Here is a 21,008-nt window from a genome sequence, read left to right on the forward strand (position 1 = left end):
AAAAATCGGATAACTTTTGGGTTGGTAGCGTCCCACTAACTGTGTAAGTTGAAAAGTTATTCTGAAAAATTTCGGGCCCCTAAAAGCCCGGAAATTTTTCGGAAATAACTTTTTACTATTTTTAAACCTTTATACAGTTATGATCGACAAAGAAGAATTATTAAGCAACAAAGAATTTTACAAATCTTTTAAAAGTGGAGAAGACTTGACGTCTTTCTTCAAACAATTGCATAAAAGTGCCGTAGAGCACATGCTGAACGCTGAACTCGATGCCCATCTGGACAACGAAAAGCATGAAAAGACCAAAGACGGAAATTACCGTAACGGTCACGGAACAAAAAAAAAAATCCTCTTTTGGAGAATCTGAAATCAAGGTTCCCAGAGACCGGAATGGGGATTTTGAACCTGCTTTAGTTCCTAAAAGACATAATATAATCGAAGGCTTGGAAAACGTGATCATCTCTTTTTATGCAAAAGGGATGAGCGTAAGCGATATCGAAGAACAGGTTCGGGAAATGTACGATTTTGAAGTCTCTACTTCCACTATATCCCGCATTACCAGTGCAGTAGCAAGTGAAATGGTAACCTGGCAGAACCGCCCTCTGGATGATCTGTATCTTATCGTATGGATGGACGGCATTGTCTTTAAAGTCCGTGAGAACTCCAAAGTCATCAACAAAACCATCTATCTGGCGGTGGGCCTGAATCGTGAAGGCAGAAAGGAAGTTTTGGGCATGTGGCTGGGAAAGAACGAAAGTTCCAGCTTCTGGATGAGCGTACTAACGGATCTCAAAGCCCGCGGCGTAGAGGATATTCTGATTACCGCTACTGACAATCTCAATGGGTTTACTCAAACCATCCGATCCGTTTTTCCTCAGTCACAAACCCAGATTTGCGTCGTTCACCAGATTAGAAATGCTTGTAAATATGTTGTTTGGAAGGACAGAAGAGCCTTTACCTCAGATATGAAGCACATTTACACCGCACCAAATAAACAGGCTGCAGAAGCGGCATTAAAGGACTTCGCCGAAAAATGGGAATCCAAATATTCTTACGCCATCAGATCCTGGAGGGAAAATTGGGATGAGCTCACCGTCTTCTTCGACTTCCCTTTAGAAATTCGTAAGATCATCTATACCACCAACTTAATCGAAAATCTGAACGGAAAAATAAGAAAATATACCAAAAACAAAATGTCATTCCCAACGGATGACGCAGTGTTAAAATCCGTTTATCTTGCTCTCAGAGAAGCAACTAAGAAATGGACGATGCCCATTCAAAACTGGGGGATTGTTCTGAACCAATTTATGCTTATTTTTGAAGAAAGGCTCAGATTATAAAATCCAAGCCTAAACTTTTTAACTTACACACTTTACGGGATAGTGTCTTTGGGTTATCCGATTTGCGCTATTTAAGTCCTGTTTTGTAAGTGTTATCAAGTTTGTTATGAATAATTGTAGCTACAACCAATACTTCAGTCATTTCTGAAAGTTGAGTGTCTTCTAATATTTTCGGGTTATGCGCTTTTGGATTTCGGTACATAGAAAAAAATCCTTTACAGAAGTTGCCGAAACCCTTATGCTCACTTTCTTCGCTTGGATTATTCAGCATATTAAAAGCAAGCATAGGTCTTTTGTCTTTTCCTAAAGCAAAACAATCATCAACCAGATCTACTCCATCTGAAGTATAGCCACTTTTCTGCCTAAGTCTTTCCGCAACACTTTTTGTGATTTCTAGTATAGAGTGAAAATAATTTTCTTTCAGCCATTCGGCTTCGCAGTATGGTAAAATTTCTGAATGAACTCCGATACCGTGTACTTTTTCTTTGATTTTAAGTGACCTGCTTTTAGCTTCTGAAATGGTTTTAGCCTTTTCAACTAGTCGGGGTTGTCCGGTTTTATCAATTTCTATCCCTTCGTAAACTAATTTTTCATTGATAGTTGTTCTGTCTCTTTCAAATTCGTCTTCGGAATTATATCTTTTAGGATTTAATAACCTAACTACAAATGCCAATACATTATTTCCACAATTGTCTTGTATTTGCTTTTCTTTTAATGCATAAAAAAGTCTGTCGGTTTTGTTTGTACCAATTTGCGATTGAGAAATATTAGCACCAGCTAAATGTTCTGTGATTTTTGTATGCGTTAATAGATTTGATATAATGTCAGATATATTTCGCAAGGTTATGTCATCAAAGGATTTTGTCATTTAAAAATGATTAATTCTGTTTCTGGATTTCCATGTTTTGGATTTCCCTATCTTTTTTCTCACGAGAATAAACCCAAAGTGATAAAAGTCCAAATATAATCAATCCATAAGCTATCCATTTACCAACCTTTTCAATAAATTTAATGAAAACCGAACTTTCATAAGATGAAAAACCTTCGGCTCCCATCGGACCACGCCTGTAAAACTTTCGTCGGTTAAGCCAATAGCGAAGTCCTAAACCTGCAATCAAAAATATTATTCCTATAACCAATGATGCGACCATAACAAAACACTTAAAATCTACTTTTTAAATTTACAAAAAAAAACAGTTTTAATATCCCTTAAAAAGAGAAATCCTGCTTTTTGTGGCAGGATTTCATTGTTTTAATCAGCACTATTAAACTGAAAACTTATCTGTTTTTCATTTCCAAAGCTGTCCGAAATCCAAACATCAAAGGATTGCGAAACGGCAGATGTTGAAGTATAGTACAACCGAAATTGCTCTGTGGGTAATGGGTATAAATCGTTCGGTAAATATGGTTGCTCATCGTAATACCGCAATATGCCTTGTCCGTCAAATTGGAAATAGCGAAGAAAATACTGTGTGTTGCTGTAATTGCCTGTTCGCTGTATGTCAATGCGTATTTCTACCGTTTGTCCATTGGCTACATCTTTTGGAACTGGCATCACGTTTACCTCGAAAGGAAAATCGTTCTGTATTTCGAGTTCATCATCTTTACTACAAGATACTAAAGTTACCGAAGCTGTTAGGATTGCCAGCATTACATATATCGGCACTAATCCTATTCTGAATTTATTAAATATAGCTATCATTGTTTTAAGTTTTTAAAAATTAAACCTTAATCCCACACCTGCGGATGGTCGGAATTGCTCTAAGTCCGTACCCCAAAATACTTTTGTGCGTCCTTGCAGGATTAACACAAAACGGTCTGATAGATATGTTTCAAGAGTGAGCCGTCCACCAGCTCCGTAGATGAAGTTATCCTCGCTCAAAATCTTTGCTCCGTCATACAACATCGCTTCGCCACGATTGATGCTTTCATAACCGACAACACCTGTTATTCCGAAGTTCAGCGTAATGTTTTTACGAGCATCGCCCAAAAGGAAGAAACTGTAGCCGCCTTCGGAAGTGTAGGTTTCCTGCGGTATGCGGAGGTCTTTGTAGTCGTGGTATTGGTGGGTGTATTCCAATGCCCAAAGCTGATAGTTCCCGTTTTTACCGTTCACGGTCATTCCAATATTGAGGTAATAATCATTACCAATTTTATCTTTGGATACTACACCTGTACTTACTTCCAGTCCTTTCTGTTTTGGGAGCATTCTTTGTGCCTGTGTAACCGTGATGGCCATCAAGATGAGCATCACGGTATAGATATACTTTTTCACATTATTGGATTAAAATGTTATTAAAATTTTAGGTGCATATCGTTTATTAAACGAGCTTTTATCAAATCCGAATTTTCTACCTGCAAAGTTTGATGTCTGCCACCGTTCTTCTCGAAAATCTCAATCAACAGTACCTTGTCATCGGCAATGGTAAATTGGTCTAACAGGAACACGTTTTGTTCGGTTAGTTTCCCGCCAATCTCGTCCAAAGGCTTGTAAGTTCTGAGGGGTATCATCGGGCGTTCTTGTACCACAGTACGTTTGGCTACCTTTTTATCTACTACTTTGAAATTGATAAAATCAATCTGGAAAGGCACATTGGTTTTATTTCTCAATTCCGTATGGAAATAGTATTTGCCGTTGTGGATATAAATGCCTTTGAGAATAAACTGAATGCCGAAACTCTTAGCCCCAATGTGCTTTGCAATCCGATTATCATTTTTGTAAATTGTTTCTAATAGCAAGCCTGCTAGTGAAGGCGAATTATTGCCCAATTCTTCAAAAAAGCACATCGTTTCCATTGGCTTTATCCACTGCCTTTTGCATTGTAAGTAGGTCGTAGCTCATTGCCTCCGGGTAAGAACTGTAATACACATTAAAGCTGTAAAAACGTCCGTCATTCGTAATGACCGAAAAATTGGTTTCAGGTTCGAAATCCCTTACCGTTGCTTTTACACGCAACACGTTTTCCGCATCTTCTGCTTTTCCTGCAATTAGATATTCGCTTCCCAAATCCACATAACGGATAGCGGTCGGAAAAATCAAGTGCGAAGTTTTATCGTAGGTAACTTCCATTTTATACGGTTCTATCTTGCCTAATGCAAGCGGAGTTCTGATGCTGTCTTGTGCAAAAGATTGTACGGCAAAGCCGAGTATCAGGACAATTGCCCAAAAGGTTTTTAAATGATTTTTCATTATTAAAATTATTTGAGTTCAACATTATTTTTTAGATACCAAGAAGACTTGATATCCTGCTTTCAGCGTAACTTTTGGGGTTCTTACCTTTTTGGCGAAGTAGCCCGAAATTCCCTGTACCACGCCACGACTAAGGTCTGCTGCAACCTGCTGTCCAGCATTTTGCGTGAGCATTACGCTTGTTCCGCCTGTCTGGCTCATATTGCCTGCCATTTCGGTAAGGGCATTCATTTCCGGCGAATATGGAACGTACAAGCCTTGCTGTCCGTCCAAATCGTAAATGGTTATATCTACCGGGATGATATTGCCCTCCAGTTCTATCGAGGTAACTTTTAGTTGTAAACGCCCTCCCTGAAATTTCGCATTAGCCGTTAAAATCGTTCCTTTTGGAATGGTACGGCTCGGTGTTTTTGCAGGCTCTAATAATCGTAAACGCACACCTGTTTCGCCAACTACTGTTTGGGCATCGTGTACACAGGCTTTGATACTGTTTTTGGGTTGTGCCATTTGTTCCACAGAACCAGCGGTATAAAACCCACGGTTCTTTGTTTCGCTCCAATCCGCTAAAAAAGCACTGTCCGATGGTTCACGGTAAAGGGTTGATACTGTATTTTTTCTTGCTGATGTGAACGATACAAAATGCTCTTTTTGGTTAGTAGCCATAGCACTAATAGCATCCGGAACAGCACCATTAGCAGGTGTTGAATTTTCGGTATTCGCATTTTTTGGCAGATACTTTGCTGCCATTTCATAGGATTTCTCCATTAGCTTCAATTGGTCATCAACTGTGGCCACAGGTGGCACATCCTTTTCTGATAATTTTTCTTTCAATTCGTCCACCTGCTTACGCAGTTCCATTGTTTCAGCGTTATCATCTTGATAAAAGGAACTCAATGCGCTTTGGCTATTTCGATAGCTGTTCAAAGCAGGGTTACTGCTTCTTGCCGAATTTCTCCCACTACCGCCAAAGCTGTTGTTTTCCTCTTCTTCATTAAACGGTTCGTCGGTTGGCTCTTCTTTGTCTTCTGTATTCCAGTAGTCTGAAAGTGTAGCCAATGCATTGCGTTTTTCCTGCTCTTTGCGTTCGAGCATTTCCTGTTCATACGCCTTGCCTTTGTCGGCAGGCATTCCAGTTCCAGTAGCCTCTGGTACCGCATCGTTCAGCCCTACATTTTCAATTGTCTTTTTGTCTTCGGATGGTTTAAATATGAGGTACATACAACCCACGAAAACAATCGCCATTAAGCCGAAAATTAAGGGCTTTTTGAGCTTCTCCTTATTATTCTGTGTGCCGTCTTGCAACACATCAGCAGTTGCTGTCGAGTTCCCCTCCGTTACCCGAACAACCGATTTTTTGTTCTCATTTTCTTTCATAAATTTGATTTTTTAAAATTGTTGATACACTATCCTGCAATCTTGCAGGACTTCCATTTTTTTGAGGACAGGATTTTCGATATGCTCTATGATCATATCGTTTCCAGACTTTGAGGTATCGTACCAGACTTTGAAAATTACACCTGTGGTAAGCAGTAGATATCCCACAAAAAAGTACAGGGTATATTGGTGCTGCTTGCGCACTGGCAATGCCTGCCAACGTTCGTCGAGCTTATCAAAATACCTATCCATATTTGCTCTTAGTTTTTTCATACTCTTAATTTTTTATGATGATGTTAGAGCTTGAACCGCTTGGAGATTTTACCCACATTTTGCTTTTGTTCATCATTAACCAAAGCAATAACCTCAACTGCATTGGGTACGACTATTAAAGAGAGGTTTGTCAGTTCCGATTTTTTTAGCAATTGCCCAAATTGGTCTTTTCTTGCCACCTCCATTCTGTTGAGTGAGAATTTGCCGTTCAGATAATTTACCCACATACTGCATTCTACACTTGGCTTGTCTTCTCCCGACCATTGTAGGTAGCCTGTCAACAACAAGTCTTGTTTAGGCAAAGTATCTGCACCTTTTTGGCAGCTTTCAAGGTAATCGCTGATACTTTCTTTCAGCTTTCCGGCATACGCACCCTGCGTATGAAAATAGCCGTTATATCCTTTTTCTGTAAGGATTTTTGCGAACGTGTTTAAATCTGATAATGTTTCCATAAGATTGTTTTTTAGCGTTCGATGACTTCTATATCCCTGTTTTCCACGACTGCAAATTTTTCGATATTGAAGCCTTGTGGGTTGTTGTCAGAGCGAACGGAGTTGACTAGGTAGCAGGAAGTAATTAAGTTACGTCTGGTTACATTGCTTGACCGAATGATGAATTGTTTTGCATAGGTTCGTACCGCATAAGGATGGGTATCGAAATTGCAGACCACACTATCTACTTCGATGCGTTGCTGTACGTTTCCTGATATAATACGACTGTAATAGCCTTTTTCTGACAAGTCTTTATAGTAGTCGAAGGCACTTTTGTCGGCAAGATTGAATGCCCTGCTCATATTGCTTTCTATAGCGTTTTTGTCGGGAGCAAGTGTAAAAAACAGCTCGTGAAAACGTCTGACGTGTTCCCTTGCTTCCACAGGTCGGTTGATACTTGCATCTTGCGATAAGGCAAGCATCAAAGATTTGCCGTTATCCAATACATAGATTTTTTGGCGTTGTTCTTCTGCAAAGCGGTAGGACTGCCATACGGCATATCCTACCACGCCAATACAGAGAACCGCAAACACAATGGCATATAGTCTTATCTGCCTAAAGCTGTTTTCGATATTTCTTAGCGTTTTAAATTCCATTTTTTTGAATGATTTATTGTTATTTATTCATCAGTTTACCGCCGATGTTTCCTACTGTAGATCCTGCACCAGCACCCGCAAGGTTTCCTGCCTTCATCGCTGTTTGATTTACATTACGAGTAAAGTTTCCTGCACCTCCGGCTTGGATTACCCAACCTGTTACTGTTGGAATTGTGAAGTAGCCAACGATACCGATAATCATAAAGATGATGTACACCGTATTGCTCGTATCGGGTATGTAGGTCGGGTCGGCAAGCATTGCTATATCCCTTTCCAGTATGAGGGATTGTATTCTTGCCAGCATCGAGCTGAACAAATCGGAAACAGGAAGCCAGAGATATACGCTGACATATCTCGTGATCCACTGTGTGAGCGTGGACTGAAATCCGTCCCAAACGGAAATAGCAAAAGCTATTGGTCCGAGTATCGAAAGGACTATCAGGAAAAATGTTCGTATGGTATCAATAACTAAAGCCGCCGCCTGAAAGAGTATTTCCAATAAATTGCGAAACCAATCCTTTATTGCTTTCTCTATCTTGTAGGCTTGCCTGTCCATATACATTCCTGCCATTGTACCAACGTCCGATGGCGACCAGCCCAATTCATCCAGCTTTTTATCAAACTCTTCGTCTGATGCCATATAGGCGGTTTCGGGATTTCGTACCATTGCTTCGTATTCCAATTGGTCTTTCTGTTGCTGGAGTTGGTTGAGGTCAAGCACCTGGTCTTCGAGTATGGCGTGAGTTCCTGTAACTACCGGGCTTAATACTGCATTAATGGTTCCCAACACGATGGTTGGAAAGAACATTATACAAAGACCCAGAGCGAATGGACGCAGTAACGGAAACACATCGATAGGCTCGGCTCGGCTTAAAGCCTGCCAAACCTTTAATGCTACATAGAACAACGCACCCAATCCCGCCAATCCTTTAGCCACAGCCGCCATATCACCTGCAAGCGGCATCATATCGTCGTAAAGTGAACGAAGGAGTTCGTGAAGATTATCCCATTCCATTTTTACCAGTATTTTTGGTTAGAAGTTCCGTAGAGTTCAAGAACTCTCTGTGCGTCGTTTTTCTTTTTCGCTCTTAGGTAGCTTACAGAAATGTTCTTATTAGTGTAGTAGCGTACAAGGCTGTGGTAATCCTTTACCTCTTTGTACACACGATCAATAATATCCATACGCTCTTTGTCGTTTAGCGAAAGGCTTGAAGAGGTTATAATTTGCTTCAATTCTTTCAGCAGTTCGGTACTTTCATTGAGCAGTGCCGAATAACCATTGCCGATTGCAACCAATTCCTGTGGTGTGAAATTGGGATCGTTCATCATTTTTCCAAAGTTCTGAACATATATTTCGGACACATCGCCTACCAACAATACGGTTTGCTGTACTTTACGGGCATCTTTCACAAGGTTGTTGATAGCTTTTAGCTTGTCGTAATATTCCTTGCCCTGATCGTACACTTTTTTCACTTCGTTGAAGTTCTTTACGACATTGCTCACGGTGGAAGAAGTCTGTATGATTTCGTTCGCACTGTTGATAATTCCTGATGCCAGATTTGCAGGGTCAGTTACTACAAATTGAGCTTTCGCTGACGGTGCTACGGCGAGCATTAGTGCCGTACACACCAGATACAATACTTTTTTCATTGTTTCTGAATTTTTAAATTGTTAATTGACTATTGATTTACTTTGTCCCGCCTTTGCATTGCGATATGCTTGATGGCGAGTTCTACATTGCCGTCCAGTTCAGCAGCAAGCTGCATCACTTCCATTTTTTCGGTTTCTTCGGTGGTGTAAGCAAGGTATTCCTCCAAACTAACTTCGGTGGCATAGACTGCCGAGTGCGTACCACCTAAGCCTATCCAAACCTCTTTGTAAAGTCGGCTTGCATCGTTGTTCATATTGATAGAAAGTACCTGCCCTTTTTCCTTATCTGTAAGCCCCAACATCGCCTGTATATCATCAAACTTGTTCATATACTTGCGTTGGTCTAAAAGGATTTTACAATCACTGTTGTTAATGATACTTTCCTTAACAATGGGCGACTGGATGATGTCATCCACCTCCTGCGTTACCACGATGGCTTCACCGAAAAACTTCCTAACCGTTTTAAACAAATACTTTATATATTCTGCCATACCTTCCTTCGCAATCGCTTTCCAGGCTTCTTCAATTAGTATCAGCTTTCGGATGCCTTTCAACCTCCTCATCTTGTTGATGAAGACTTCCATAATGATGATCGTGACTATGGGAAAGAGGATTTTGTGGTCTTTTATCGCATCAATTTCAAAGACAATAAAGCGTTTGGAAAGCAGGTCTAACTGCTTATCGGAATTGAGCAAATAATCATACTCACCGCCCTTGTAGTAGGGTTCGAGTACGTTAAGGAAATTGGCAATGTCAAAGTCTTTTTCCCTTACCTGTTTTTCTTCGAGTACCTTGCGGTAATCGCCTTTTACATACTCATAGAAGCCATTGAATGATGGATAAATATCTTCCTGTTTGATGCGCTCGATATAGCCTGATACAGCATTCGATAATGCTACTTCTTCTGAACGGGTTGGTGGTTCATCATCACGTTTCCAGAGTGTCAGTATCAAAGTCTTGATACTTTCACGCTTCTCAATATCGAATACGCCATCATCGGTATAGAAAGGATTAAAGGCAATTGGGTTGTCTTCTGTATAAGTAAAGTAAACACCGTCTTCGCCTTTGGTTTTACCTTTAATGAGTTCGCACAAACCTTGATAAGAATTTCCGGTGTCCACAAGCAAAACGTGAGCGCCTTGCTCGTAATACTGTCGTACCATATGGTTTGTGAAGAAAGATTTACCACTTCCCGATGGACCGAGTATGAACTTGTTACGATTGGTAATAATTCCACGTTTCATCGGCAAATCCGAAATATCCAAATGGATAGGCTTTCCAGTCAGGCGGTCAGCCATCTTGATACCAAATGGTGATGGCGAATTGTGGTAATTGGTTTCTTCCGTAAAAAAGCACAATGCAGGCTCAATAAAAGTGTAAAAACTTTCCTCTGCGGGAAAATCACCTGCATTACCCGGCATTCCTGCCCAGTACAATGTTGCTACATCCGTAGTGTTGTGTCTGGGTTTACATTCCATCAATGCTAAAGCACTTCCACAATCATTTTTTAGCTGTTTCAGTTCTGCCGGATCATCCGACCACGCCATAATGTTGAAGTGAGCACGAACAGAAGATAGCCCAAAACTGTGGGCTTCGTTTAGGTACTTTTCTATCCACTCTTTGTTGATTTGGTTGGCACGACTGTAACGAGCCAGTGAGTGCATATTCCTTGCGGACTTCTCAAACTTTTGTAGACTGGCTTCGCTGTTATCCAAAAACAAATATTGGTTGTAAATGTGGTTGCAGTTTAACAACAAGCCCACAGGTGCGGCGAATGACAAACGGCAATCACTTCGGTCGGTAGATAGCTTTTCAAAACGGGTATCAGCCGATACCATTCCGGGTAAATCGTCAGTATCGGACAAGGTGTGCAGGCTCAACCTTTTGTTCCCGATACGGACTTCTTCCGTTCCGAGAGCGATGTCCTGCATCGGTGTTCCAGCTTCCCTTGATAGCGTAAGGTACTGTTCCAATAATCCCTGTTTTTCGTCCGTTCCGATAATGTCATCTTCGGTAAGACGTTTCAGGGTTATGAAACCGCTATCGTTTACGATACGTTCAAACTGTGCCACCGCTTCCATAAAACGGTGTATCGTTTCCTTGTTCCTGATTTCCTTTGGTATCAGCGAACCTTTGCAAAGCGATGAAAAATTACTTTGCATACGCATACGCTCTTTAGTTGTCTTGGTTAAAAAGAGGTAGCAGTAATGGTTTAGGAACGGTCGCTCATTAAAATGACGTTGGTAAGACTTCGATAAAAAGCTCTGGTCTTCGATTGCCAAATTGGGCGTATAGCTTTCCTTAATATACCAATCCTGTTTGTGAATAACTGTAAAATCAGGCAAGGTCTTGATAGCCTTGTGCCAAGCGGAATGAATGGCTTCATATTCCGCAGAAGCGACCGTAAACAGTTCCGGCAAACGCACTTCAAAACAGGCGGTAATATCTGCATCTTTAGATAAGATGCAGTTGTTTTCTACCGCCAACAACGGAAATTTGTTCTCCAGCGTTGTTGTTTTAGATATATTTCTCATAGGGCATTCTGTTTAGGAGTGAATTTTAAATAGCGGTGTACAGGCTTGCGACAGATGATGTATCGGGGATGCCGCTTATTCGCGGCTATTTTCATCAATCCGTGCTCGCCATATTTCCTGTTCAGTGAAAAGGTCTGCCATACAATCAGCGAAGCACCACCAGCACCGAGAAACAGGCAGATGTAAGAGTTTATTCCTGCCATATACAGTATCATCACGAAGATGAGCGTGCCGAGCAGCCCACCTGCGAAAATGAACAGGTATTGTGCTTTCAGACCCTTAAATTCCACCGTTCTTCCTATGCCTTTGTTTATGTTGTAATTGTTCATAAACTAGAGGATTAAAGAAAGAATGAACGCAGGATGGTAGCTGCCACGATTAAAAAGATACACGCACCAAACCAGCTTGCCGCAGTTTTGGATGTATCGGGGTCGCCCGAACTGAATTTGTTGTACACCTTAACACCTCCGATTAACCCGACTACTGCACCTATGGCGTAGATTAATTGGGTTGCGGGGTCGAAATAAGACGTTACCATTTGGGTAGCTTCCGTGATACCTGCTGTACCATTTCCCTGGGCGAATGCACTGATTCCTGAGAGCGTTAAAGTAGCTGCCAGCAAAACTTTTTTCTTTGTTTTTCCATGATTTAAACACATTAATTTGTTATTATTTCCCCGCTTCCTGCGGGCTTTCTGGACAAAGATGTCGTGAAAATAGAGGCGTTACAACGAAGTGGTAGTGAGAGGAATTACTTGGCAGCGAGTGGCGAAAACCGCAAGAAAAAAAATGAATTAAAGCCAAACTTTTCGATTCAGAATAGTTGATAGAACACTTCCCTTTTGAATTTATGAATTATCCATTCCCCTGAAAAGCCACTGGATATTCTATTGATCTGTTTATGCACATTACAAAACCAAAAGAGTCTAATTCCTATCAATTAAAAAAAAACTTGTTTAAAAGTACTTATTTAAGAATTTGCTTAATAAGTATTTTATCATTAATTTTGCGGATTAGTAAATCATAAATAGGGAAATTATGGGGAACAAACAATCATGCATTAGAGTTTTTGCCGACAAGGTTCAAATAGACAATTGTAGAGTAATACTTCAAACCAACGACAAGGCATTCAGCCAACTGAGTGGACTTTTAGCATTGGCAGGAAACGAAGTAAGGTTGAAAATCTTATTTCTCTTAGAAGAAGAAAACGAACTCTGCCCTTGCGACCTTTCAGACATTCTCGGAATGAGCATTCCTGCCGTTTCGCAACACCTCAGAAAACTAAAAGACGGAAACGTCATTGAAGGGAGAAGAGAAGGACAAACCATTTTCTACTCTTTGAAACAAGAGCAACTGACTTTACTTCGTCCATTTTTTAAACACATCATAAACAATTCAAAAAAGGAAACAGTATGAACAAGAAAAACAACAGACTTGTCGGAGCGGGAGTGCTTTCGGCAGTAGCAGCATCACTTTGCTGCATTACACCAGTATTGGCACTTATTTCAGGAGCATCGGGAGTGGCATCTACATTTTCGTGGATGGAACCAGCAAGACCTTATCTTATAGGCATCACCGTTTTGGTGTTGGGCTTTGCTTGGTATCAGAAACTTAAACCACGAACAGCTGAAGAAATCCAATGCGATTGCGAAGAAGACGAAAAGAAACCCTTTATGCAGACCAAAACATTCTTGGGAATTGTAACCGTGTTTGCAGCCTTAATGCTCGCTTTTCCAAACTATGCACACATTTTCTATCCTTCAAACGACAACAAGGAAGTTGTAATCGTCAATGCTTCTGACATCCAAACGGTAACTTTTGATGTAAAAGGAATGACTTGCAATGGTTGTGCTTCACACGTAGAAAATGACGTGAACAAATTACCAGGCATTGTTAAGGTAGATGCGATTTATGAAGAAGCGACTGCCAAAGTAGAATTTGACCAAACCAAAGTGAGTCTTGCTCAAATTGAAGAAGCCATCAACGGTACAGGTTACAAAGTGGTTGGCAAGAAATAGTATTTTTTTGCCCCTCGTATTTAAGAACTTAATTAAATAATTATACTATGAGAAAGAATTTAATTCTATTGAGTGCTTTGTTCCTAATTGGAATTGCTCAGCTTAATGCTCAATGTTGCAAACCGAATGACAGTAAAGCACAAACAGCAAATACAAACCAGCAAGAAGGTAAAACCCTGAAATTGAAAATAACGGGAATGACTTGTGCAGGTTGCTCCAACCATATTTCAAATGCCCTCAAAGAAGTGGACGGCATTATTGAACACAAAGTGAAATATCCGGGTGATTTGGCAACTATCCATTACGACCCAAAGAAAACGAATCCTGATGCTATCATAGAAGTTATTGAGCAGACAGGTTATAAAGCCGAAATCCTCAAGGAAAATCAAAAAGAGAAATCATTATGAACAAAGAAACCATAAAACTTGACATCACAGGTATGACCTGCGACCATTGTGCCACAGGCATTGAAAAACTACTTTCCAAAAACGAAGGTGTAAAAGAAGCAAATGTGAGCTATCCAAAAGCTACTTGTGAATGTTCTTTTGACCCTACCAAAACAAGTAAAGAAGAAATCATCAATACCATTAACGGCACAAAAAACTATCGTGTAAAAAGTGAAATTTCTGAAAATGGAAATAGTAGGAATAATCAATTTGATTTAATCATTATCGGTGGCGGTTCGGCTGCATTTTCGGCAGCTATAAAAGCCGAAAGTTTAGGTTTAACGACCTTAATGGTAAACGGTGGTTTGGACTTTGGTGGTACTTGTGTCAACGTGGGTTGTGTGCCTTCTAAAAATCTTATTCGTGCAGGCGAGTCGGCTTATCACGCTACACATTCCAACTTTGAAGGCATCCGACCAAAAGGCGTTGATATTGATTTTGCTCAAATCATCAAAGACAAGAAAAAATTAGTAGTCACACTTCAAGAGAAAAAATATATGGATGTGGTAAGCGATTTTGAAAACCTGACTATGCTAAAAGGTTGGGCAAAATTCAAAGACAACAAAACCATTTTGGTTGACGGCAAGGAATACAAAGCCCTCAAATTTTTAATTGCTGCGGGAGCTACGACCAACATTCCGACTATTGAAGGATTGGACAAAATTGACTACTTGACCAACGTTTCCCTTTTCGACTTGGAAGAAAAACCCGAAAGCTTGACCATTATGGGAGCAGGTTACATAGGTTTGGAAATTGCAATGGCGTACAATCGTTTAGGCGTTAAAGTCCGAATCATTGAATTTACCGACCGTGTTCTACGGACACAAACCCCAGACATCAGTGAAGCATTGGAAACCCAAATGCGAAAAGAAGGCATTGAAATCTTACCTAATTTCAGAGCCGTGAAATTCGAGAAACAAGGGAATGAAACCATCATTCACTGTAAATGTCCTGACGGTTCATTTACGCAAATTATAGAAAAAGGTAAGGTAGTAATTGCCACAGGCACAAAAGCCAATACAAGCCAATTAGGGTTAGATAACATTGGTTTGGAACTCACCAAAAGCGGACATATCGCTGTAAATGAAAAAATGGAAACCAATCTACCTAACATTTACGCAGCAGGTGACGTAACCAACACCCCCTGCATTTGTTTATACAGCCGCTTTTGAAGGTAAAATTGCCGTTGAAAATGCGTTCTCAGGAACAGATAATAAAGCCGATTATTCTTCTTTACCTTGGGTGGTGTTTACTGACCCACAAATTGCAGGGGCAGGTTTAGATGAAGCACAGGCAGAATCAAAAGGCATTCCGTTTGAAGTGTCAAAATTGGAATTGAAAGACGTACCGAGAGCCATAGCAGCCAACGACACAAGGGGTTTCATCAAACTCATTCGTAACTCGGAAACTGACAAACTTATAGGCGCAAGAGTAGTCGCACCCGAAGGTGGAGAACTCATCCAACAATTAAGTATGGCAATCAAATACAGAATAACAGTGAAAGACTTAGCAGACAGTTTCTACCCTTATTTGACTTTGGGAGAAGGCATAAAATTAGCAGCAATAACTTTCGGAAAAGACGTATCGAAATTGAGTTGCTGTGCGAGTTGATGTTTGTAAGTGTGCTATTAAAAAAGGTTTAACCCTATAATATTTGCGTATTTAATAACATATCCAAATACTTTAGTCCAATTAAGATAATAATTTCAAGCAATCTGCCAGCGAAGATGGATAGGTTGCTACTTTCTCCATTCTCCCACGCTTTACAGGTTTTCTGGACATTGCTGTGCAGTGAGTGGTAATTTCATCAATAATTTGGCATAAAGCACGTCAGAACAAAATGCTGTCCGACGGGCTTCTTTCTAATCCTTTTTTATAAGGCTACATTTTTCGTCCTTTGTTTCCTTGCTCTTTTTTGAAGAGAAAACAGGTTTGTTTTGGAGTTTTTTCTTGGTCATTTTTTCTTTCAGCACCTTCAGGTTTTCTGTTATTATTTGTGGTAGAAATGTTTCCTTCCAGGGAATTGTCTTTGCTTCAAAATGAGATTTTAAACCTATACGTTTTAAATCTTCTTTGATATTCCAACCTCCGTTTCGATTCCATCCGATAGGGTCAAGTTCTCTTTGGAAAGGGAATTGAACTGCGATAAGGTCTTTTGGTAATTCCAGAATGCTGTCGTAGTCTAATTCTTGGAATTCATGTATTTTGGGATTGTAGGGAATGATGTAAGCATTCGCATCCTCGGAGAAGTAATGATCTATTTCATCAAAGACGATTCCTTTTGACAAAAAATCATCTTTAGGACGAAGCATACCCATTCGGATATCAACATAGAAGGTATGACCTTCAATATTGATTGTAGGAAGCATTCCCTTTTGGGTTCTGTCATTGAATGCCGTCTGATCCACCATCAAGTCGAAGTCTGTTTTATTTTCTAATTCTTGGGGTGTTAGCTTATACTTTTCTGCCATTCCTGCTGGATCAAGCACAACGAGTTCCGGTATCTTTACTGAAGTGTCTTCTCCGTTACTTATAAGGTTCGGAATGTTCTTCTCCTGTAGACTATAGTTAAAAGCGTAGCCATCTTCTACATCGCTCATTACGTAAATTGAAATGGTATTGACTGGATTGTTTTTTTCCCTTAACTCGACCTTATTTATATCGATCAAGAAATCTGTTCCCTCGATATTTATACTGGGCAATTCTCTTTCCATACTTCGTTGTTTTAAAAGACAAAGGGAAGTCTATACAAACTCCCCAATGTCGAAATTTTCCAAATCATTTTTCCGCAAAGTGGAAGAACTGGTTTCCGTTTCAGAAGAAAGGCTACTATCCAATAGCTCTGCTATTTTACGAGAAGTGCCTTCCATAGAATTTTCCAAAAGGCTGAATAATTCGGTTCCCTGTATTTTCTGAACTATAGCTATCGCTGTTTCCTTTTGAGATTGCTCCAGTTTTTCTTTTTGAAGCAGTATCCCCACGGAGCTTAGTTCTTCAAAGGTAACCCCTTGGGCGAAACCGTTATCGCCATCGGATAATTCGTACCTATTCCATTCTTCCTCCTCTTCCCCAAAATCAGGCATATTACTGAAAACTTCGTCCAGCTCTTCCTGCGGAATTTGAATGCCGACGTTTTCATTTTCGTCGTATTCTATGTCAAAATTATCAGGATTTATTTCTGGTTTTTCAACTTGGCTTTCGGTGGCATTGTTTGGCACCGAAAGGCTTCTCTTAGGTCTAGGTTGCCCCATAATATCGGGCAGTTTAGGGTTGCTTTTTTCCTGTATCGGTTTTCTTTCTGAACTTTTTTTGATTACAATCTTGTCCTGCACAAGCAGGGCAATCACAATCAGCAGGCATATCACAATTACTATTTCCATAACTATAAAATGGGTTTAAAACGTTCGTTGAAATAATCAGTAATATCATCCCCAAACTCCCTAAAGTGGTGTTCAAGGATGTTGTCGATATAAGAATAGAGTGTAGTCTTTTCTTCTCTTGTTAATTGCACAATGCGGATTAACCTTTCGTGGTATTCGGGACGTATGTAAACGACCTTTCCGTTTCGACCTGAAGGAAACCGATTGACCAGAAATGTCTCCTCATAATCCACCTTCTTTGAGGAACTATTGCGGGCTTTTTCTTTTGGTTTTATTTCCTTCTGTATTTCCTGTTGTTGATTGGCTTCGGGTACAGTAAAAGACTGATTACCACTCATGATATTCATGATTAATTCTTCATCAACAACAGGTTTATCGAAGTCTTTTCTTCTCTTATCTGTTGACATACTTAACTATTTTAGAGGTTAACAATTTTTAAAAACTCCTCAACAAACAAATCCATTCTAGTTACTTTCATAAGCTGTGGTTCGGCAGGTAGCAAACTTGACCGGAATACACTGTTCAAGGTATCATCCGTTTCTTTCCTGAAACGTTTACTATCCATGATTTTTGAGGTCATTACAGATAAATCAAGCTCGTTAATGACACTTTGATAAGCCTCGTATATTCCTGTCTTTTCCCGGCCATCTACCTGGTTCCAAAACATCCACATTTTCTGATCCTCATTACTCTCAGCAGTTTCGGGTAAGCCAAGGAATGCTTTAGTAAAGCTCAACGTACTTTCCATAACCAGACGGTCAGCACTGATTGGAGAAAAAATAAAATCCATTGTTCTTAAGGTAGTAAGCACACCTTTTGTATTAGCTGTGCCGGGAAGGTCAAAAAAAGTTATATCAGGCTCTATTGTAGATTGATTTACGTATTCCAAAGCCTTTGACAAGGCATCCTCCGCTTTACAACTGATAATCGGATATGCCTTTTTATTGATGCTTTGATACAATTTCATTGCAGATCTTTTATGGTAATCATTCTGCATAATAGTTTTCAAATCCCTTTCTCTCATATTGGCTAAGCTGTGTTGTGGAAAATCACAATCCATTACAAGGACATTAAATCCTAAACGATAATGCAATACACTTGAAAGTAGTGCAGTCATAGTAGATTTTCCAACACCGCCTTTAGGCGTTGAAAAACTGATTTTTAAAGTTTTCTTTTCTGTTTCCATTATTTAAAGATTTATTGTTACACATTTTATTTGTTTGACAGGTTTGAATATTGGTGTATTTAAATAGCACCTATTTCCCGTATGCCTGTATTCCCTTTTTGGAAATTTTCTTGATTGTTATTTGCTTTCATTACCGCTTGGTGGGTAATCATTTTTAGCAACTGGTAAACCTTGTAGCTAGTAAATTGCTTTATCGCTTTTATGCTTTTACACTTTTATTGTTTTATGCTTTTAAAACCATATGCTTTTATTCCAAAATATTTGTACTAAAACCCAATTTATTTTTTACCCCTAATACATTTTTTATTACCTGCACTAAAACTATACGGCAAATAAAGCGATCGAATTGGCTCATTATTGATGTGTGGCAGTGTTTGGCTTCCAAGGGCAGAGTTTGTCCTAGTATCACATTGCAATACTTTTATTAACAGTTGGTTACTTTGTAAAATGAATTTTACTAACGGATTTATGCAAAGCATCTTGATAAAATGGACACGAAGCAGAACGGCTTCAAGCCGTTTTTTCCTGTTACATTTAATCCGTCCCGCAGGGCGGATTTTTGTGTTCACCGGAACACGGCAAGTTGTGTTTTGAGGCACTCGAAACCGAGTTAGTGCCTCAAAACAACTTGCCCTGCTGGGAGCTTAAAAAACGTCTTCCGAAGTCAGCGTTTTTGTGTGAATTTAAAATGGATTAGTGATGAACGAGAACAATAACAAAAAACAGAATAAGGGCGGACGGAGAGCTAAGACCGACCCAAGCATCCACCGCCACGTTTTCCGTCTTACAGACGAAGAAAATGCCAAACTTTTATCGCTTTTTGAAGCATCGGGAATGCCCAATAAAGCAAAGTTTATCATTTCTCTGCTGTTCAGTAAGGAAATGAAATCGGTTAAAATTGACAAAGGAACGGTTGATTTTTATATGCGATTGACCTCGTTTCACAGTCAGTTTCGCTCCGTAGGTGTGAACTATAACCAGATTGTAAAGCTGCTGTACAAGAATTTTTCGGAGAAAAAAGCCGCAGCATTCCTGTACAAATTGGAAAAACAGACGGCTGAAATGGCGATGCTATGCCAAAAAATTATCCAGCTAACCGAAGATTTTGAAGCGAAGAACCTGAAAAAACAGCGTTAGACCTGGATGAGCTAGCCATTAAAAGATAAAAATCAATAGCTCATCCACGCTCCATTACCATTAAGAAAATAAAAAAATCAATGAAAAATGATAGCAAAAATAGGAAGAAGCGAAAATTTATACGGTGCATTGGCATACAATCAGCTCAAAGTGGAGAATGAAAACGGGCAGATTTTGTTTGCCAATAAGATGATTGAAACCGCAAGCGGTCATTATTCCGTTGCCCAATTAGCACAATCTTTTGCCCCTTATTTGATAGCCAACCGTAATACCGAGAAACATACGTTGCATATTTCGCTCAATCCCGACCCGAAAGATAAGGTTAGCGATGACAGGTTTCGGCAAATGGCGGAAGAATATATGCGGGAAATGGGCTACGGCGAACAGCCTTTTGTGGTATTTAAACATACCGATATTGACCGCAGTCATATTCATATCGTATCGGTTTGTGTGGACGAGAATGGTAAAAAAATCTCTGACAAGTTTGAAAAAATGCGGTCTATGAATGTATGCCGTGAACTGGAAAGACAACACGGGCTGATACCCGCAACGGATAAGGAGCGCAACCAAACTGATAAGGTTTTCCGTCCGATAGATTATCAGGCAGGCGATGTAAAGAGCCAAATCGCTTCAGTTATTAGGCATTTGCCAAACTACTATAAATTCCAAACTTTGGGAGAATACAATGCCTTGCTTTCTTTGTTCAATATTACCACCGAAAAAATAGAAGGCGAATTGCAAGGAAAAATGCAGAAAGGTTTATTGTACATTCCATTAAATGAAAAAGGCGAAAGAGCCGGGCATCCGTTCAAGGCTTCGCTTTTCGGAAAGAACGCAGGGCTTCCGGCTTTGGAATTGCATTTTGTAAAATGCAAAGAGGATTTAAAAGACCACCCGACAAAACCAACCATTAAAGCTGCCGTTACCATTGCCCAGCAATCAAAAAATGATGAGCAGGGCTTTAAAAAGCAGTTAGTCGAACAAGGCATTAATGTAGTGGTGCGTAGAAATGACACAGGACGTATTTACGGAATAACTTTTATCGACCACAATTCTAAAACGGTTTGGAACGGTTCACGATTGGCAAAGGAACTTTCTGCCAATACCTTTAATGATTATTGGAACAATAATATCAAACCCGAGGTTAAAGAACCAGTTGAACTACAATCGAAAATATCAAAACCAAATGATGCAGATCTTCCTACAGAAGAACCTCATCATTTGTTCGACTTCCTGAATACTACTGAAAAATACGAAGACGGTTTGATAGAAGCGTTGGGCGGTTTATTGCCCGAAGCTCAGGGTGAAGACTACGAGGAACAGGATTTTGCCAATAAAATGAAGAAGAAACGGAAACGCAAAAGAGGTCAGTAATAACATTCAGCCAAACACTG

At 39.9% G+C, this 21,008-nt stretch carries 21 protein-coding genes and 4 pseudogenes; 7 read left to right on the forward strand and 18 right to left on the reverse strand.

Annotation, left to right across the window (positions count from 1 at the left end; genetic code table 11):
* Positions 1 to 139: 139 nt before the first annotated feature.
* A pseudogene (locus H3Z85_16585) lies at positions 140 to 1,340 on the forward strand (IS256 family transposase).
* Positions 1,341 to 1,407: 67 nt separating this feature from the next.
* Here the strand turns inward: H3Z85_16585 and H3Z85_16590 are convergent.
* From H3Z85_16590 to H3Z85_16655, 14 genes and pseudogenes are all read right to left on the reverse strand, one after another.
* Entirely contained in the window at positions 1,408 to 2,208 is an 801-nt protein-coding gene (locus tag H3Z85_16590) for a TIGR02391 family protein (GenBank protein QPQ50967.1), read from the reverse strand.
* Between the two features lie 10 nt (positions 2,209 to 2,218).
* The gene (locus H3Z85_16595; GenBank protein QPQ50968.1) at positions 2,219 to 2,491 is read right to left on the reverse strand and encodes a molybdenum ABC transporter permease; all 273 of its coding nucleotides are present in this window, start codon (positions 2,489 to 2,491) and stop codon (positions 2,219 to 2,221) included.
* Positions 2,492 to 2,592: 101 nt separating this feature from the next.
* Complete coding sequence (locus H3Z85_16600; protein QPQ50969.1) at positions 2,593 to 3,042, reverse strand: DUF3872 domain-containing protein; 450 nt, start codon at positions 3,040 to 3,042, stop codon at positions 2,593 to 2,595.
* Positions 3,043 to 3,054: 12 nt separating this feature from the next.
* Positions 3,055 to 3,615 carry a conjugal transfer protein TraO gene (locus H3Z85_16605; GenBank protein ID QPQ50970.1) on the reverse strand — a complete coding sequence of 187 codons (561 nt, stop codon included), beginning with the start codon at positions 3,613 to 3,615 and terminating at the stop codon, positions 3,055 to 3,057.
* 20 nt (positions 3,616 to 3,635) lie between these two features.
* Positions 3,636 to 4,530: pseudogene (traN, locus tag H3Z85_16610) on the reverse strand (conjugative transposon protein TraN).
* A 24-nt stretch (positions 4,531 to 4,554) separates the two neighbouring features.
* Positions 4,555 to 5,904 carry a conjugative transposon protein TraM gene (gene traM, locus H3Z85_16615; GenBank protein QPQ50971.1) on the reverse strand — a complete coding sequence of 450 codons (1,350 nt, stop codon included), beginning with the start codon at positions 5,902 to 5,904 and terminating at the stop codon, positions 4,555 to 4,557.
* Positions 5,891 to 6,177, reverse strand: a pseudogene (locus tag H3Z85_16620) (nitrogen regulatory IIA protein). The gene traM and the pseudogene H3Z85_16620 overlap by 14 nt, the downstream one beginning before the upstream one ends.
* Positions 6,178 to 6,200: 23 nt before the next feature.
* A complete protein-coding gene (locus tag H3Z85_16625; protein QPQ50972.1) occupies positions 6,201 to 6,629 on the reverse strand; it encodes a hypothetical protein in 429 nt (142 codons plus the stop codon).
* An 11-nt stretch (positions 6,630 to 6,640) separates the two neighbouring features.
* Positions 6,641 to 7,264 (reverse strand): conjugative transposon protein TraK, encoded by a 624-nt coding sequence (gene traK, locus H3Z85_16630; protein QPQ50973.1) that lies wholly within the window; start codon positions 7,262 to 7,264, stop codon positions 6,641 to 6,643.
* 19 nt (positions 7,265 to 7,283) lie between these two features.
* Positions 7,284 to 8,279: a conjugative transposon protein TraJ gene (gene traJ / locus H3Z85_16635; protein ID QPQ50974.1), complete on the reverse strand. Its 996-nt coding sequence runs from the start codon at positions 8,277 to 8,279 to the stop codon at positions 7,284 to 7,286.
* A 2-nt stretch (positions 8,280 to 8,281) separates the two neighbouring features.
* Positions 8,282 to 8,914 (reverse strand): DUF4141 domain-containing protein, encoded by a 633-nt coding sequence (locus H3Z85_16640; GenBank protein QPQ50975.1) that lies wholly within the window; start codon positions 8,912 to 8,914, stop codon positions 8,282 to 8,284.
* Positions 8,915 to 8,943: 29 nt separating this feature from the next.
* A complete protein-coding gene (traG, locus tag H3Z85_16645; GenBank protein ID QPQ50976.1) occupies positions 8,944 to 11,448 on the reverse strand; it encodes a TraG family conjugative transposon ATPase in 2,505 nt (834 codons plus the stop codon).
* Positions 11,445 to 11,777 (reverse strand): DUF4133 domain-containing protein, encoded by a 333-nt coding sequence (locus H3Z85_16650; GenBank protein ID QPQ50977.1) that lies wholly within the window; start codon positions 11,775 to 11,777, stop codon positions 11,445 to 11,447. Before H3Z85_16650 ends, traG begins: the two co-directional genes overlap by 4 nt.
* An 11-nt stretch (positions 11,778 to 11,788) precedes the next feature.
* Complete coding sequence (locus tag H3Z85_16655) at positions 11,789 to 12,106, reverse strand: DUF4134 domain-containing protein (GenBank protein QPQ50978.1); 318 nt, start codon at positions 12,104 to 12,106, stop codon at positions 11,789 to 11,791.
* A gap of 379 nt (positions 12,107 to 12,485) precedes the next feature.
* Here H3Z85_16655 and H3Z85_16660 point away from each other — a divergent pair, with 379 nt between their 5' ends.
* The 4 genes and pseudogenes from H3Z85_16660 (at position 12,486) to merA (ending at position 15,522) form a co-directional block, all read left to right on the forward strand.
* Complete coding sequence (locus tag H3Z85_16660; protein QPQ50979.1) at positions 12,486 to 12,863, forward strand: helix-turn-helix transcriptional regulator; 378 nt, start codon at positions 12,486 to 12,488, stop codon at positions 12,861 to 12,863.
* Positions 12,860 to 13,465 carry a mercuric transport protein MerTP gene (merTP, locus tag H3Z85_16665; protein ID QPQ50980.1) on the forward strand — a complete coding sequence of 202 codons (606 nt, stop codon included), beginning with the start codon at positions 12,860 to 12,862 and terminating at the stop codon, positions 13,463 to 13,465. Before H3Z85_16660 ends, merTP begins: the two co-directional genes overlap by 4 nt.
* 47 nt (positions 13,466 to 13,512) lie before the next feature.
* Positions 13,513 to 13,872 carry a heavy-metal-associated domain-containing protein gene (locus tag H3Z85_16670; GenBank protein ID QPQ50981.1) on the forward strand — a complete coding sequence of 120 codons (360 nt, stop codon included), beginning with the start codon at positions 13,513 to 13,515 and terminating at the stop codon, positions 13,870 to 13,872.
* Positions 13,869 to 15,522, forward strand: a pseudogene (gene merA / locus H3Z85_16675) (mercury(II) reductase). Before H3Z85_16670 ends, merA begins: the two are co-directional and overlap by 4 nt.
* Positions 15,523 to 15,773: 251 nt before the next feature.
* Here the strand turns inward: merA and H3Z85_16680 are convergent.
* From H3Z85_16680 to H3Z85_16695, 4 genes are read right to left on the reverse strand one after another with little or no spacing between them, the layout of a single operon-like run.
* Positions 15,774 to 16,625, reverse strand: coding sequence for a hypothetical protein (locus tag H3Z85_16680; GenBank protein QPQ50982.1), 852 nt, complete (start codon positions 16,623 to 16,625; stop codon positions 15,774 to 15,776).
* 30 nt (positions 16,626 to 16,655) lie between these two features.
* On the reverse strand, positions 16,656 to 17,291 hold the full coding sequence (locus H3Z85_16685; protein ID QPQ50983.1) for a conjugal transfer protein TraD: 636 nt from the start codon (positions 17,289 to 17,291) through the stop codon (positions 16,656 to 16,658).
* Between the two features lie 2 nt (positions 17,292 to 17,293).
* Positions 17,294 to 17,698, reverse strand: a complete 405-nt coding sequence (locus H3Z85_16690) for a DUF3408 domain-containing protein (GenBank protein QPQ50984.1) — start codon at positions 17,696 to 17,698, stop codon at positions 17,294 to 17,296.
* Positions 17,699 to 17,709: 11 nt separating this feature from the next.
* On the reverse strand, positions 17,710 to 18,477 hold the full coding sequence (locus tag H3Z85_16695; protein QPQ50985.1) for a ParA family protein: 768 nt from the start codon (positions 18,475 to 18,477) through the stop codon (positions 17,710 to 17,712).
* A 699-nt stretch (positions 18,478 to 19,176) separates the two neighbouring features.
* On the opposite strand from H3Z85_16695, the gene H3Z85_16700 reads away from it, so the two are divergent.
* A complete protein-coding gene (locus tag H3Z85_16700; protein QPQ50986.1) occupies positions 19,177 to 19,614 on the forward strand; it encodes a hypothetical protein in 438 nt (145 codons plus the stop codon).
* Positions 19,615 to 19,701: 87 nt separating this feature from the next.
* Positions 19,702 to 20,988 carry a relaxase/mobilization nuclease domain-containing protein gene (locus H3Z85_16705; GenBank protein QPQ50987.1) on the forward strand — a complete coding sequence of 429 codons (1,287 nt, stop codon included), beginning with the start codon at positions 19,702 to 19,704 and terminating at the stop codon, positions 20,986 to 20,988.
* Positions 20,989 to 21,008: the final 20 nt, after the last annotated feature.

Source organism: Chryseobacterium indologenes (assembly GCA_016025055.1).
In the GTDB taxonomy this organism is placed as follows: domain Bacteria; phylum Bacteroidota; class Bacteroidia; order Flavobacteriales; family Weeksellaceae; genus Chryseobacterium; species Chryseobacterium indologenes.

Excerpts from the sequence above, each read along its gene's own strand:
- H3Z85_16590 (QPQ50967.1), bottom strand. The coding sequence starts at position 2,208 with ATGACAAAATCCTTTGATGACATAACCTTGCGAAATATATCTGACATT.
- H3Z85_16595 (QPQ50968.1), bottom strand. The coding sequence starts at position 2,491 with ATGGTCGCATCATTGGTTATAGGAATAATATTTTTGATTGCAGGTTTA.
- H3Z85_16600 (QPQ50969.1), bottom strand. The coding sequence starts at position 3,042 with ATGATAGCTATATTTAATAAATTCAGAATAGGATTAGTGCCGATATAT.
- traM (QPQ50971.1), bottom strand. The coding sequence starts at position 5,904 with ATGAAAGAAAATGAGAACAAAAAATCGGTTGTTCGGGTAACGGAGGGG.
- H3Z85_16625 (QPQ50972.1), bottom strand. The coding sequence starts at position 6,629 with ATGGAAACATTATCAGATTTAAACACGTTCGCAAAAATCCTTACAGAA.
- traK (QPQ50973.1), bottom strand. The coding sequence starts at position 7,264 with ATGGAATTTAAAACGCTAAGAAATATCGAAAACAGCTTTAGGCAGATA.
- traJ (QPQ50974.1), bottom strand. The coding sequence starts at position 8,279 with ATGGAATGGGATAATCTTCACGAACTCCTTCGTTCACTTTACGACGAT.
- H3Z85_16640 (QPQ50975.1), bottom strand. The coding sequence starts at position 8,914 with ATGAAAAAAGTATTGTATCTGGTGTGTACGGCACTAATGCTCGCCGTA.
- traG (QPQ50976.1), bottom strand. The coding sequence starts at position 11,448 with ATGAGAAATATATCTAAAACAACAACGCTGGAGAACAAATTTCCGTTG.
- H3Z85_16650 (QPQ50977.1), bottom strand. The coding sequence starts at position 11,777 with ATGAACAATTACAACATAAACAAAGGCATAGGAAGAACGGTGGAATTT.
- H3Z85_16655 (QPQ50978.1), bottom strand. The coding sequence starts at position 12,106 with ATGTGTTTAAATCATGGAAAAACAAAGAAAAAAGTTTTGCTGGCAGCT.
- H3Z85_16660 (QPQ50979.1), top strand. The coding sequence starts at position 12,486 with ATGGGGAACAAACAATCATGCATTAGAGTTTTTGCCGACAAGGTTCAA.
- merTP (QPQ50980.1), top strand. The coding sequence starts at position 12,860 with ATGAACAAGAAAAACAACAGACTTGTCGGAGCGGGAGTGCTTTCGGCA.
- H3Z85_16670 (QPQ50981.1), top strand. The coding sequence starts at position 13,513 with ATGAGAAAGAATTTAATTCTATTGAGTGCTTTGTTCCTAATTGGAATT.
- H3Z85_16680 (QPQ50982.1), bottom strand. The coding sequence starts at position 16,625 with ATGGAAAGAGAATTGCCCAGTATAAATATCGAGGGAACAGATTTCTTG.
- H3Z85_16685 (QPQ50983.1), bottom strand. The coding sequence starts at position 17,291 with ATGGAAATAGTAATTGTGATATGCCTGCTGATTGTGATTGCCCTGCTT.
- H3Z85_16690 (QPQ50984.1), bottom strand. The coding sequence starts at position 17,698 with ATGTCAACAGATAAGAGAAGAAAAGACTTCGATAAACCTGTTGTTGAT.
- H3Z85_16695 (QPQ50985.1), bottom strand. The coding sequence starts at position 18,477 with ATGGAAACAGAAAAGAAAACTTTAAAAATCAGTTTTTCAACGCCTAAA.
- H3Z85_16700 (QPQ50986.1), top strand. The coding sequence starts at position 19,177 with ATGAACGAGAACAATAACAAAAAACAGAATAAGGGCGGACGGAGAGCT.
- H3Z85_16705 (QPQ50987.1), top strand. The coding sequence starts at position 19,702 with ATGATAGCAAAAATAGGAAGAAGCGAAAATTTATACGGTGCATTGGCA.